Source organism: Psychrobacter sp. PL19 (assembly GCF_017875835.1).
Classification (GTDB): Bacteria; Pseudomonadota; Gammaproteobacteria; order Pseudomonadales; family Moraxellaceae; genus Psychrobacter.
Genome location: NZ_JAGING010000001.1, coordinates 892,006 through 906,077, shown reverse-complemented (window position 1 = coordinate 906,077; position 14,072 = coordinate 892,006). Strand labels below are relative to the sequence as shown.

The following is a 14,072-nucleotide window of genomic DNA, read 5'->3' as shown; positions in this document are numbered from 1 at the left end:
GCAATAATGAACCCTGAATTCTGGCAAGAACGCTGGCAAAATAAGCGCATCGGTTTTAATCAGCCAGAAGTGCATCCATTATTGCTTAAATACTTTACCGCTCTAAACTTGTTGGCTAGTAGTCGAGTCTTGGTACCCTTGTGCGGTAAGTCAATCGACATGGTATGGCTAACGAGCCAAGGCTACGATGTGGTTGGGGTTGAGCTTGTTGAGTCAGCCATTCAAGAATTCTTCGCTGAGCATAATATCTCGCCTACAGTCATTGAAAATATAGCTGTTCAAAACACAGCTATCGAGCATACTAATAGCCCAGCTATTAAATGTTATCAAGGCTCGCTATCCGGTCAAATAATAGAACTATGGGTTGCTGATATTTTTGCGCTAACACCTGATAACATCGGTCGAGTTGATGCGGTTTATGATAGAGCAGCCTTAATCGCCTTGCCAGCAGATATGTGTCCAAGATATAGCGAACAAGTGCGGCAGCTTAGCAGCAATGTTATAGGCAACGTTAGTAGCAATGCGCCACAATTACTATTAACGCTCAATTATGACCAAAACGAACGCAATGGCCCACCATTTTCGATCAGTAGCGAGCAAGTTGCGCAATATTATGGCAATCATTACCAGATTACTGAGCTTGAGGGCGAGCCGTCAACTTTGAACGCCGCGCCAGATTTGGTGGTAACTGAGCATGTTTGGTTATTGGCGCGAAAACAGAAAATATAATGATATTACTCATAACTTGATAACTCACTAAGTCAACTTGTTAATGATATATTTGAGCTCGCTTTTTAATATAAGAATGGCGGCGAATTCATTGATCTAAGTTTATAATCCATATAACACTTACAGTCACATAGACGCCATAGTTGTTGTGAGCGCTGCAAAATATTTCCTTAAGCCATACTTTACCCTTTCTCTCCCTTACCTTGACCCTGCGTCAGCTTATGGTAACTAAGTACTCCTAAACCTTTTCTTTATTGTTGATATTGGTTACTCTAAACCAGTCTCATCATATTGAACTTTTGATATTATTTTCGGCCTTGCCACCACTTATGTTTATAGGATATTTTCATGCGTTTGACTCACTTATCTACCCTCTCTTTACTGAGCGCTGCTATTGGCTTAAGTCTAGCCAGCACTGCCCAAGCCGCCAGACCAGAAGCGCCGAACTTATCCAATGCTGAGCTACAACAATGCTTAAGCACCCTTAAAAACAGCAGTCAATTTAGCGATATATCCGATTCGACCTTTGAGCGTTATCGTCCAAGTGCACCTGATCCTAGCGTTATTCAATCATTAAATTATCAGCCTGAATTTCAAAAGGACGTTTGGGATTATTTGTCAGCGTTAGTTGATAAGGAACGGGTAGAAGATGGTATCCGTGCCAAGCGCCAATGGGCAGATACACTGCGAGAAATTGAATCACGCTATGGTGTAAAAGCTGAGCACGTGTTGGGCGTATGGGGCGTGGAGTCAAATTTTGGTCAGACCTTAGGTAAAAAACCATTGTTTGAGTCATTAGCGACGCTGTCTTGTTTTGATCGTCGCCAAAGCTACTTCCGCGGTGAGTATGCCAATGCGCTAAAAATTGTCCAAAACGGTGATATCAGTCCCAGTGATATGACTGGCTCTTGGGCAGGCGCGTTCGGCCAAACGCAGTTTATGCCTGGGACTTTTTTGGACTTGGCTGTAGACTTTGATGGCGATGGCCGCCGCGACTTAGTCAATAACGTTCCCGATGCGTTGGCCTCTACCGCAAACTTCCTGGCGAAGCGCGGTTACCGTTCAGGTGAGGCGTGGGGTTATGAGGTCACACTCCCTAACGGATATTGGGCAGTGTCCGATCGTAAAGATAAGAAGTCAATGAGTCATTGGCGTGATCAAGGTCTAACCCTTGCTAATGGTAGTCCACTCCCCTATGACCTCAGTAGCGCCGGACTGCTATTGCCTGCCGGTAAAGGTGGCCCTGCATTTTTGGTCGGTAGGAACTTCGACACTTTTTATTCCTATAATGCCTCAGAAAATTACGCATTGGCAATCGCTCATTTATCGGATTTAATTACCAAAGAAGATAGTAGCAAAACTGACTTTATAACAGCATGGCCAACTGATGACCCAGGGATCAGCCGCCAGCAAGCTAGAGACATTCAGCAAGCGTTATTAGATGCTGGCTATGATATTGGTGGCGTTGATGGCATCATTGGCGATAATACCCGCACAGCTATTCAACAATATCAATCCAGCCGTGGGATCTTTCCAGCCGATGGTCGTGCGGGTCAAAAGTTTCATCGCTTAATCGTTGGTAATTCTGCTTCTAGTCGCTCGCAGTATACTAACCAGTATGGCAACCGATATGGCCAACCATCTGATAGCCAACCTTTAATTCCAGCACCTGCCGATCGCATGGGCCAATTGATTCAGCGGCAAACCACCGCTCCTAGCATTTATTCACCTCAATCGTCAGCTCAGCCAGCAACGGTTCAGCCATCAAGCTCCGGTAACGTACGCTATCGCCGCGTTACTGATGTTAATGGTACCGTGAGCTTAGTACGTATTGATGAAGGTTCTTAATAGAAATTTTTTAGTATTATGGCCGAATTTAAGATACTCCCGTACTGAACAGCTTAATCCTAAGCTATAAATAATAAAAACCACGTCAATGTAGACGTGGTTTTTTATTTACTTTTCTTGGTTTATAAATAATATTCTGATATTTATAACGGTCAAAGTAAGTCAGCTTGAGATTGCAATTTGGCACTTAAACAATAGGCGGTGGATTGGGCTTGCCGTTATCGCCATCCCAGTTCTCGCGTGCTTTGTCATCGAGATCTGCAGGTGTTTTTGGTTTCCATTTGCCATTCTCTTTCCAAGTGTCATCGCCCCAATCCTCTTTTTCTTTATCATCCCAGTCATTATAGGCCTTACTGGGATCAATACCACGGCGTTTCATATCGGCTATTTGTTCTTCCAACGTATGAAACTGATCGGCGTCATGCATGGTTTCTTCTAATTTATCTATATCACTCTTTAACTCGTCATTTTTAGAGTTGCTCATTATATTCTCCTCAATCAGTCAATATTTATGGTGCATTTTTCGCACTAACGGAGCTTGATATCGCTATGTGTGGTCAATATCAACCAGCCTTTTCTATCAAGATCTTCATAACAACTAAGCTGCTACTAGCCTATTAATAGACTTCATTATTACCAGTTTACAGTAGATTAACAACTGCCAGCACGTAGGCTTTGTATTACAAAACGTAGTGATGGGCACAGGTTACTTATAATTGAGACCTCATTATTAATGAGACATTGTTTGCTGACTCTTTGCAAATAAACTTTTGGCATAAAAGGTTGTTTTCCACATTTCTTGTGATACTCGAGTGCCGTAGGTAGTCAATTGAATCCAGTTAGCAGCGACCATTATACGCTGTAGTTTGTTTAAATCGTTTTGAGCAATTTTATAGCGTGAAACGGCATGCACATTGGGCATTTCTTGTTTAATATCTTGCTCAGCTTTAGCAGCGATCAAATTATTGATACAGCTTTGAAGACTATAGCTTGAAAAAGTCGCTGGTATCTTTACTAAAGCTTGTAGGACCTGTTGCCACGTTAAAGTCAGCGACCTAGTGATATCTGTCAGATTACCGTCTTCATAAGCTTGAGCACTATATTGGATAGTGAACGCGTCTATTAATTTAATCGGCTTGTTCAGACTGCCCGCAATGACACCATTTTCAGCTGAACGACTGTCTGGTTTGATAGTCGTACTACTGCTCGTAGATGAAGCAGCAGCATACTGTGCGATGATCGCCTGTGAGTCAGGTTTTGCTAGTTTCTTATTCGCCCTTACCCATCCATCTCTTACTTGATAATTTACGGCTATATCATCACAGGCGTAACTGAGCAGCTGCTCAATATTAGTGTCCTCATCATAGTAATAAATATGCTTGGCATGCTTTTGGACAATACGGGTAAAGTCCTTTAATTGCTGACTGACTTCCGTACCACCATTATGAGTTTTAATCAGTATCAACAAAGGTTTGAGCTTAGCTTTAGCACTTAGATAGCTCAGATGCATTTGACTGACACCCAGACTTTGGCTAGTGCCATAACTGTCACCAACTACCATTAATGCGTAATCACAAGCGTCAATACATTGGCGGCCGTATAGTGCAGCTCGCGGTAATTTATTAGAAACGTCGTAAGTTAAAAACGCTCGTGCTTGAAAAAATATCGCCAACCTGTCTAAAACCAACGGTTGATCGTTGGCAGCACATACGACGTGGATATGATAGCGACGGTTGGGCACAATAACCTCTACGCTCAGGTAGTAACGTGCAATAACACACAAGTATCTTGCTTGTGAAAGTTCTAGCCTAGCATAGTCTTATTAGGATGCGCGCTGTTTATTTTTATTGACCATACTTTATATAGAGTCATCCTAATATCGAGTCATTCCTAGTTTGCACAGACTGTGCTAAAAATGCTGTTGCAAGCGTATTTTATTACCCAGCAGACGCTGAATCAGCATACCAAGCCTGTCATCGTATTTACTGGCATAAAAGATTAAAGAAGGTCGAAGGTCTGTACCCTTGCTATCTGAACTCTCACTATCCGTATTACTAACAGGTAGGGCCATTAACTGGTTCTTTATCAGTAGCTCTTTTACGCGCTCAGCGATTGCTTGCCCTGAGTCGATAACTTGTATAGATAACTGTCGCTCCTTAATCTCTTGCAACAAAAACGGCTTAAAGAACGGGTAATGCGTGCAGCCTAGCACCAATTGGTCCACACCATTGCGAGCAAACTCTGTTAACTGCTGGCGTAAGCGCTGGGCAGTTTCAGAATTTTCTGGCATGCCTGCCTCTACCCACGGTACCAGCTGTGGATCGAAGTACTTAGTAACCGTCGTTTGGTTTGGCTGGGCAATATTCTCAATAACTTGATTGAGCAAGGTACCATTTAGAGTGGCTTTGGTGGCTAATACTGCTACGTGACCACTTTTACTGGCCAATACCGCAGGCTTTAAGGCGGGTACTAAGCCCACAATAAGCAATTGCGGATAACAGCGCCGGGCAGCATCCAAAGCATAGGCTGAAGCACTGTTACAGGCAATAACGATCAATTTACAACCTTGCTGAGACAGCCATTCTACTGCTATTAAGGTCAATACCTCAATCTCTTGGCTATCACGGTCACCGTATGGCACATGCAAGGTATCAGCATAATAGATATAACGCTCGGCTGGAAGTTGTTGAGCCACATGCAAATAAACTGATAACCCACCAACGCCAGAGTCAAACAAGCCAATCGGGGCGCTGCGGTCTCTATTAATAACAATTTCACTAAAAGCTGCCGTATAAATAGTATTAAACGCAGCTGGTTGGATAGTTACATCATTGATTACTTTGTTTTCAGCTATGCTCATAGTCAATTTACCGATTTTGTAATAGACATACTGTCATAAACATAGCGTCATTTGGACCTTTCTTATTAAATTTCGTATATTTTAGCTTAAATACCTCAACTCACAATGTGCCACTGGTATAAATTTTTCTTGTGGGCTGTTCGCGAGCGGGCTTCGAGCCTACGAAACGTTTGTTACAGTAGCGCTGTATCTCTTTTAAATTGAATCGACTGTAACAACTAACTGCCACCCAATAGGTAGCTAATTAAGGTAGCTAATTACTATTCATCTGGTTTAAGTCAGTAGCGTTAACTAGCCGGCATTGATAGCAAGTAAGACTGTCCACCACTTTGTAAAGTCAATATAGTCTCATCTTCTTGCTGCGTTAATTCACCGATCTCGGTTAAGTGATAAAAAGTATTACGGCCGATAAGTGCGGTTAGTCCGTTTCTAATGGGCATATAAGGGCGTACTGGTGTTTCTTCGTGCTTATTATCTTGGAGTCGACTGTCCTTAGGCTGGTAAGTCGCCAGAGTAATCGGATGCTTTTCATCTAAACGTACCACATCACCAGTGGTAGTCGTAAACTCTAACCAACGCATATCTCCTTCGGTAATGATACCAACATCATTAATCAGTAGCGGCACATCCTCTACTTGAATTCGTAACTTTTGCACTGGGGTTTTTAAAAAATACTCGATAACACCATCTTGTTCTTCTTTCCATAAGACAGTAGCAAATAGGTTGACTAATGACTCACGAGTCATATGCCCACCTTCATGCCACCATTCGCCATTGGCTTTTATCACTAAATCCATATCAACGACTTGCTCAGGATGCCAATCCTCTAATGGCGGTATTGCACGTCCCTGCTTTACTCCTGCCGCAGACTTTATATATTGGCTAAGGGTATCGGCATTGTCTAAGCTGGACGTCAAGTCCTGTGAGCCTTGCGTCTTATTCATGGTGCTGTTAACCACATTATGAGTATGATCAGTCATCATACAATCTCCTAGCTATTGGTCAAAGTTTGGCGTATCGAGTGTTACTATTAATTTTAGTTTGGGGTATGATAAAATCGTAGCTTAATTGCACAGCCATTATATTAATTTCACCTTAACACTGATACCCACAAATGCGTATCGTGTTTGTAGTAGTTTTCTTTTATAATGAGTAACGACCTTTTATTGAAATAGCCACGTAGGTGTTGTTTTAGTTATCCTCTTTACGTTATGTGTTTCTACAATCCCCTTTATTAATTTTCACATATGCTAATTTTCAATAGTAACGTTGTCAATTGATGCCGCAAAGACAGTTTTTATCAGGCAGCCATATATCTGAGGTAAGGTAGCGTCGCAAGCTTTATTATTTAATTGTTATGCTAATAATGCCCTGAGATAAGCCACTAAAAGTTTAGGAGTAGGTATGCAAGAGCAAGACAAGAAAACACCAGTCGTTGATGCTGATATTGTCAACACTGACGCAACAGAAACGGTAGAGTCAGCAAACTCAGTGACCGCAGAACAGACGACAGAAGTCCCAGCTGAAAATGTTGCTATTGAAAGAACTGACGTCAATGCAGCAGATCTTGATACAGAGCGTGTTGAAAAGGTAGCCGTTGACGAACCATCTACTGAGCAAGCAGTTATTGAAAAAACGCCTGAAACTATCGTCCTAGAGCCAGAAGCTGTTCCAGAGCCGGAAGTTGCTCCAGAACCAGAAATTGAACGTGAGTCAATGGAATTCGACGTTATTATCGTTGGTGGCGGTCCTTCCGGTTTGTCTGCGGCTATCCGTCTGCGTCAGCTGGCTATAGAAGCAGGCAATGACGAGTTTATGGTCGCTGTAGTCGAAAAAGGCTCTGAATTTGGTGCGCATATCTTATCTGGTGCCGTTATCGAACCACGTGCTCTAGATGAGCTGATACCTGACTGGAAGGAAAAAGGCGCCCCTTTAAATGTACCTGCGATTGAAGACCGCGTGTATATGCTAGGGTCAGCCACTAAGACGACTAAGCTTATCGACTCCGTTATTCCAGCCAGTTTGCATAATGAAGGCAATTATATTGTCTCATTGGCCAATGTGGTCCGCTGGTTGGCAGAGCAAGCCGAAGAGTTGGAAGTTATGATGTTCCCAGGCTTTCCTGCTGCCGATATTTTATACAACGATGACGGCTCAGTAAGAGGTATATTGACTGGTGATATGGGTATTGCGGCCAACGGTGATGCCAAAGCTAGCTTTGAGCCTGGCTATGAATTATTAGCTAAATATACTATCTTTGCCGAAGGCTCCCGTGGTCACTTGGGCAAGCGCTTAATCAGCCGCTTTAATCTTGATAAAGATTGCGATCCTCAGCATTATGGCATTGGTCTAAAAGAGTTGTGGGACATTGACCCCGAAAAACACGAGCAAGGTGTGGTGATGCACGGCTCAGGCTGGCCATTAACCGATACTGGCTCTTCTGGTGGCTGGTGGTTATATTTTGATGAAAACAATCAAGTTAGCTTCGGTATGGTCATCGATTTGTCCTACTCTAATCCTTACATGTCGCCGTTTGATGAGTTGCAGCGCTTAAAACTGCATCCGCTCATTCGTAATATTTTAGAAGGAGGTAAGCGTGTTTCTTATGGCGCGCGTTCACTTACTAAAGGCGGTTTGAACTCGTTACCAAAGTTCACCTTCCCAGGTGGTGTGTTGGTAGGGGATGATGCAGGATTCTTGAACTCTGCTAAGATCAAAGGCACTCATACTTCAATGAAGTCAGGCATGCTAGCAGCGGAAGCTATTTTTGAAGCACTGCAAGCTGAGCGCCAGCACGATGAAGTGGTTGCCTATAGCACTATGTATGAAGAGTCATGGCTATATCAAGATAACTATGAAGGTCGTAACTTTGCTCCGGCCATGCATCGCATGGGTGCATGGATGGGAGGCGCCTTTAATTTCATCGAGCAAAACTTGTTGGGTGGCAAAATGCCGCTGACTATTCATGATAACTTACGTGATTATGATCAGTTAGAACGTGCTAACTATGCCTATCAGCCAGAATATCCGAAGCCTGATGGTAAGCTGACATTTGATAAACCATCATCGGTATTTATCTCTAATACCAACCATGCTGAGAACCAACCGAAGCATTTAAAATTAACCGATCCTACTGTGCCTATTTCCATTAACTTACCCTTATATGCTGAGCCAGCACGTTTGTATTGTCCAGTTGGGGTATATGAAGTAGTCAAAGATGCTGAAGGTGCACGTTTTGTGATCAATGCGCAAAACTGTATCCATTGCAAAACCTGTGATATTAAAGACCCGTCACAGAATATTACCTGGGTCACACCTGAAGGTGGTGGCGGTCCTAACTATCCTAATATGTAATGGTTAAACAGTTATTAGGCATTTATAAAACAATTGCTCACTACTATTAACCTGCAACAAACAAAAACCCCATTCACTATGAATGGGGTTTTTGTTTGTCTAAACTGTTTTATAGCTGTTTACTTTAATCTTTCCATGCCTCTCGATTAGCTTCATCTTTAAGCTTAACAAAATCATCGGGGTTAAATTTAATTTGCTCACCCGTCTTGCCTTCCTTGATTTGCCGCTCGTAATCACGCAATATTCTAAGCGCCACGGGTGACAAGAGCACAATAGCCACTAAGTTAGTTAATGCCATCAATCCCATTGATAAGTCTGCAAAGTTCCAAATAGCCGGTAGGCTGGCTACTGCCCCGATAAATACCATACCAAGCACTAAGAAACGGAAAACCATAATCATTACTTTAGCGTTTCTGGCACCAGAGATAAATTCGAGGTTAGACTCACCATAACTATAATTAGCAATAAATGAGATCTATGTTGCTTTTTATCTACTTATCACTGTTTACAAGTCAATCAAAGTATTTATAAAGAAAATAGCCATTATTACGTCGCTACATTTTAACTGACAATATGACTGTTAACTGTTAACTGTTAACTGTTTCAGACTTTATCTCATCGATTATTTTTACTGAACTTTTAAAAGGTTTTTTAATTAGTTATTAATAGACAATTGTTAAATTAATTAATCGTTATCCAATTTTTATTAAATCTTTAAAAATAAATTTGCTATAAAATTTCTGTCTTGTTACTAAATAAATTAAATATATTTATGATCATAATACTTGCTTATCATTCTACGGACTCTATTTCTGAGATAAATACCATGTGCTATGTATACGCTTCAAGATAATTATCATAAAAACCCTTGTTATAAGCATGGGCTTTATATGATAATACCAACAGTATCAGTTGCTTTAATAAATTTTGCTAACATAAGTTCGCCATACTTTCTATTAAGTAAATATTTAGTTACATAAAGTAATTTAAATTTATTTATTGTTAATCAGGTCATTATTGTATATATTCCTAATAAGTTCACAACTATCTGCCTCAATACTTATTGGCATGAATAATTAAAGACTAAAAATTTTAATAGATATTATCAAAAAGATAAAAACTATAATAAAACAGTGGTAATAAAACAGCGGATTGTCAGGTCCCATCGACTTTCCTGAATGAATATTATTATGTTCATACAATACACTTGATCGCAGCCATAATAATGAGCAATACTATGCAGTTATCTTGCTCTCTTTCAGACGATTAACCCCATTATTTTTAGATCGCAGTTTAGTACTAAGCAGTTTATGGCTATTTTTATGAGTTATGAAGTTATAGGAAATGGCGTAAAACTTGGTTGATAGTTTTTGATTACTAATACTAGTTGGTCATTCTGCTTTAGCAGTCTATGAAATAAATCTCGTGATTTTATTATAGACACCCTATCGCACCGTGCGATGGACGCTAAACCACAATGACTTGTTAGATCCTAATTAGTAACTCTGTTTTTATTTCAGGCAAAAGGAGTTGTCCTATGGAGAACCACAACGATCCATCCGGTTATTGGCGCGCCAATATTCGTCTCATTATAGGTAGTCTAATCATATGGGCACTAGTTTCATATGGGTTTGCAATCTTGTTACGTCCATTATTATCAGGTATCGCCATAGGCGGTACTGATTTAGGCTTTTGGTTCGCTCAGCAAGGGTCCATCGCAGTCTTTATCATTTTAATTTTCTTCTACGCGTGGCGTATGAATAAACTAGATAAACAATATGGTGTAGACGAGGAATAGCCCTATGAGTCAATTTACAATTAATATTATTTTTGTGGGTCTATCCTTCGCTCTGTATTTCGGTATTGCGATTTGGGCGCGCGCTGGTACCACTAGCGAGTTCTATGTGGCTGGCGGCGGTGTGCATCCGGTAGTGAACGGTATGGCAACGGCTGCGGATTGGATGAGTGCCGCGTCATTTATCTCAATGGCAGGTCTAATTGCTGCTAGCGGTTATGGCGCATCAACTTACTTGATGGGTTGGACCGGTGGTTATGTACTACTAGCAATGCTATTAGCACCTTATTTACGTAAGTTCGGTAAGTTTACAGTGCCTGACTTTATTGGTGATCGCTTCTATTCAAAGACCGCCGCCATGATTGCAGTCGTGTGTTTGATTGTCGCATCCACTACTTACGTTATCGGTCAGATGACTGGTGCTGGTGTTGCATTCTCACGCTTCTTAGAAGTTGAAAATACGACCGGACTGCTTATTGCTGCTGTCGTCGTATTTTTCTACGCCGTACTTGGCGGTATGAAAGGAATTACCTACACGCAGGTTGCGCAGTATGTGGTTCTAATGATTGCTTATACGATTCCTGCGGTCTTCATCTCACTTGAGTTAACTGGCAACCCAATTCCAGGCTTAGGCTTATTTTCAACCCATACTGAATCAGGTTTACCGATATTAACCAAGCTTAATCAAGTGGTTACCGACTTGGGTTTTGCTTCTTATACGGCTGACGTACCTAACAAGCTCAACATGGTACTATTTACCTTATCACTTATGATTGGTACAGCCGGTCTACCGCACGTTATCATTCGCTTCTTCACAGTACCCAAGGTTGCGGATGCCCGCTGGACAGCCGGTTGGACACTCGTATTTATATCGCTACTATACTTCACTGCTCCAGCAGTAGGTGCTATGGCGCGTCTAAACTTAATCGATACTGTCTACCCACAAGGTGTTGACCAACCAGCGCTTACCTATGATCAGCGTCCGGATTGGATGAATACTTGGGAAGACACCGGTCTAATCAAGTACAACGATTTGAATAACGATGGCCGTATTCAGATGTATAGCGATAGCGGGCTTGGTGCAGCAGAGCTTGCATTAACTGCAGCTCAAGCTGATGGCGGCGATGTTGCTGCAGCGACTGCGGCAGTTGAAAAAGCACAAGCAGCGCATGACTTAGAGCTCGATGGACGCTTTACTGATGCGGGCTGGAAAGGTAATGAGTTAGACGTAAACGCTGATATCCTAGTATTGGCTAACCCCGAAATTGCACAGTTGCCAGGTTGGGTCATTGGACTTATCGCCGCAGGTGGTTTGGCAGCAGCGTTATCAACGGCAGCTGGCCTACTACTCGCCATCTCATCAGCGATCAGTCATGACTTGATTAAAAGAAACCTCAATCCAAACATCAGTGATAAAGACGAGCTAAAAGTGGCACGTATCACTATGGGTGTGGCGATTGTCGTTGCCACATGGTTGGGTATTAATCCACCAGGGTTTGCCGCCCAGGTGGTTGCATTAGCCTTTGGTATTGCAGGGGCATCACTGTTCCCTGTACTAATGATGGGTATTTTCTCTAAGCGTATTAACAATCTTGGCGCGATCGCTGGTATGTTAACGGGTCTGATTACTATCCTAGTTTATATCTTTGTTTTCAAAGGCTGGTTCTTTATCACTGGTACTGCCAACTTCCCTGATACTGAAGAGTATTGGTTGTTTGGGATCTCGCCATTGTCATTCGGCGCGGTTGGTGCGTTGCTTAACTTTATCGTCGCATTTATTGTCTCTTATTCTACTGCGCCACCACCGGCACATATCCAAGAGCTGGTGGAGAGCGTACGTTCTCCACGTGGTGCTGGCGGTGCGGTTGACCACTAAGCTGTTATTCACTAAGCTTAGCTGCTAGACATGTATCACTGGTAACACATCTATCACTCACAGGCAGCAGCTGCTTGTGAGTGATTTTTTTATCCCAAGGTTGTTATGAATAGATATTTATGACAAGCGATTATTTGGTTAACCCGTTTCTAAAAATTAAAGCAAACGAGAAAGACAACGGCCAGTACTATAATGAGTAGGCTTAGAAAGTCTGACCACGTTGGCTTATTTTTTGATATTGGTATTAAATGCGCTGATTGCGTTAAGGAAAAGTCTTATGCTTTTTGAGTTTATCGCTACCATTGCCGCCGGATTCGGCCTAGCTGGGGTAGCACTCGTCATAACTCACCTCAGCAAACTGGCAGGTAAAAAGGCACCTAAGTGGCTTATCCCATTATTTGGTGCGGCTGGCATCTTTGGTTTTCAAATACACCAAGAGTACAACTGGTACAGTCAGCAAGTGGCTCAGCTTCCTGAAGGCATGACGGTCATTAAGACCATTGAAAAGAGTATCTGGTTTCGCCCGTGGTCCTATATCAAACCACAAACAGTACGCTTCATAGCCGCAGACAGTGGTCATGCAAGTGCTCAAGTAGACGACCAAGATATATATTTGGTTAACTTGTATTTATTTGAAAGACGCATGAGTGTTCAGCAAATCCTACAAGTTATTGATTGTGTGGCGCCAGCGCGCGCAGACTATATTATACCCGCGAAAGACAGTAAGCTAACCATTAATGAATACGTTGAACAGACCACTAAATGGCGTGCTTTAGCACAAGGTGATCCATTATTTATTAGTGTATGTTCAAACAACCGCTAAACGATATGCTTATAGGCATCACTATAAACAGCGATAGATCACTTGTGTGCATACTTAGTGATGCTGGTATAGGCATGTTTCGAGCTCGCCCCTAACAATAAACCGGCGCATAGACCGCCAAAGTGCGCCGCAAATGAGATACCCTGTTGCGGAATCAAACCTTGCTTGATAGTGAGCCAATACCCTGTTCCCATTACAATACAAGCAATCAGATAGCCCCAACGCCTCGCAAACACGGCTCCTCCTATCATATAGCCGAGCATCGCAAAACACAGCCCTGACGCACCAATATGAATTGATAACGGTGAGCCTATCAGCCAAGTCATCACCCCTGAAGCGACAATGAGCTTGAGGATAGTCCGATAAGCATTATTTTCAAACAAACCAAACAAAAACAAAATCTGTAACAATACTAAGGTATTGCCTAATAAGTGGGCAAAGTTACCGTGCATAGTCCATGAAGTGAACACACCGATAATGCTGCGTAAATCTAGGGTGCGGGGTACGATACCAAAAATATTCCAAAGGCCAAATAGTATTGCTTTATTAAAAATAAACAGGCCCCACATTGGTATCAGCACCAGAATATATAAGCCAATAACCTGCTTCAATCGCGCCATAATCAGTGTTAGTAATTGCTGCCAGTTCATACTCCGCTACCCTCTTATGTCTCAATCAAACCAAATACGTTACGTACTTTATGTCAAAGATCAATTTTACTATGAAATAGAATAATCCAAACGTATCAGGTTAATTACACTAGAAATATTGTAACAATCAAGATATC

The 14,072-nt window shown here is 42.0% G+C and carries 12 protein-coding genes; 6 read left to right on the top strand and 6 right to left on the bottom strand.

Features of this window, described 5'->3' with window-relative positions:
• Positions 1 to 6: 6 nt before the first annotated feature.
• Together tmpT and H4W00_RS03675 are read left to right on the top strand one after the other, a co-directional pair.
• Positions 7 to 729 carry a thiopurine S-methyltransferase gene (tmpT, locus tag H4W00_RS03680; protein WP_209956287.1) on the top strand — a complete coding sequence of 241 codons (723 nt, stop codon included), beginning with the start codon at positions 7 to 9 and terminating at the stop codon, positions 727 to 729.
• 348 nt (positions 730 to 1,077) lie between these two features.
• A complete protein-coding gene (locus tag H4W00_RS03675) occupies positions 1,078 to 2,577 on the top strand; it encodes a lytic murein transglycosylase (protein ID WP_209956286.1) in 1,500 nt (499 codons plus the stop codon).
• A gap of 187 nt (positions 2,578 to 2,764) precedes the next feature.
• Here the strand turns inward: H4W00_RS03675 and H4W00_RS03670 are convergent, their stop codons facing one another.
• From H4W00_RS03670 to H4W00_RS03655, 4 genes are all read right to left on the bottom strand, one after another.
• Positions 2,765 to 3,061 (bottom strand): hypothetical protein, encoded by a 297-nt coding sequence (locus H4W00_RS03670; RefSeq protein WP_209956285.1) that lies wholly within the window; start codon positions 3,059 to 3,061, stop codon positions 2,765 to 2,767.
• Between the two features lie 246 nt (positions 3,062 to 3,307).
• Positions 3,308 to 4,318, bottom strand: a complete 1,011-nt coding sequence (locus H4W00_RS03665; RefSeq protein WP_209956284.1) for a DUF4062 domain-containing protein — start codon at positions 4,316 to 4,318, stop codon at positions 3,308 to 3,310.
• A 168-nt stretch (positions 4,319 to 4,486) separates the two neighbouring features.
• Positions 4,487 to 5,437, bottom strand: coding sequence for a glutamate racemase (murI, locus tag H4W00_RS03660; protein ID WP_209956283.1), 951 nt, complete (start codon positions 5,435 to 5,437; stop codon positions 4,487 to 4,489).
• Between the two features lie 287 nt (positions 5,438 to 5,724).
• Positions 5,725 to 6,381: a DUF1285 domain-containing protein gene (locus H4W00_RS03655; protein WP_442793130.1), complete on the bottom strand. Its 657-nt coding sequence runs from the start codon at positions 6,379 to 6,381 to the stop codon at positions 5,725 to 5,727.
• A gap of 772 nt (positions 6,382 to 7,153) precedes the next feature.
• On the opposite strand from H4W00_RS03655, the gene H4W00_RS03650 reads away from it, so the two are divergent.
• On the top strand, positions 7,154 to 8,791 hold the full coding sequence (locus H4W00_RS03650) for an electron transfer flavoprotein-ubiquinone oxidoreductase (RefSeq protein ID WP_209958863.1): 1,638 nt from the start codon (positions 7,154 to 7,156) through the stop codon (positions 8,789 to 8,791).
• A gap of 124 nt (positions 8,792 to 8,915) precedes the next feature.
• Here the strand turns inward: H4W00_RS03650 and H4W00_RS03645 are convergent, their stop codons facing one another.
• A complete protein-coding gene (locus tag H4W00_RS03645) occupies positions 8,916 to 9,257 on the bottom strand; it encodes an alanine:cation symporter family protein (RefSeq protein ID WP_327193523.1) in 342 nt (113 codons plus the stop codon).
• 1,071 nt (positions 9,258 to 10,328) lie between these two features.
• Here H4W00_RS03645 and H4W00_RS03640 point away from each other — a divergent pair.
• The 3 genes from H4W00_RS03640 (at position 10,329) to H4W00_RS03630 (ending at position 13,285) form a co-directional block, all read left to right on the top strand.
• The gene (locus H4W00_RS03640; RefSeq protein ID WP_209956282.1) at positions 10,329 to 10,589 is read left to right on the top strand and encodes a DUF4212 domain-containing protein; all 261 of its coding nucleotides are present in this window, start codon (positions 10,329 to 10,331) and stop codon (positions 10,587 to 10,589) included.
• 4 nt (positions 10,590 to 10,593) lie between these two features.
• The gene (locus H4W00_RS03635) at positions 10,594 to 12,462 is read left to right on the top strand and encodes a sodium:solute symporter family protein (protein ID WP_209956281.1); all 1,869 of its coding nucleotides are present in this window, start codon (positions 10,594 to 10,596) and stop codon (positions 12,460 to 12,462) included.
• A 277-nt stretch (positions 12,463 to 12,739) separates the two neighbouring features.
• Positions 12,740 to 13,285 (top strand): hypothetical protein, encoded by a 546-nt coding sequence (locus tag H4W00_RS03630; RefSeq protein WP_209956280.1) that lies wholly within the window; start codon positions 12,740 to 12,742, stop codon positions 13,283 to 13,285.
• A gap of 38 nt (positions 13,286 to 13,323) precedes the next feature.
• Here H4W00_RS03630 and H4W00_RS03625 read toward each other — a convergent pair whose 3' ends face one another.
• The gene (locus tag H4W00_RS03625) at positions 13,324 to 13,935 is read right to left on the bottom strand and encodes a rhomboid family intramembrane serine protease (protein ID WP_209956279.1); all 612 of its coding nucleotides are present in this window, start codon (positions 13,933 to 13,935) and stop codon (positions 13,324 to 13,326) included.
• Positions 13,936 to 14,072 lie beyond the last annotated feature (137 nt).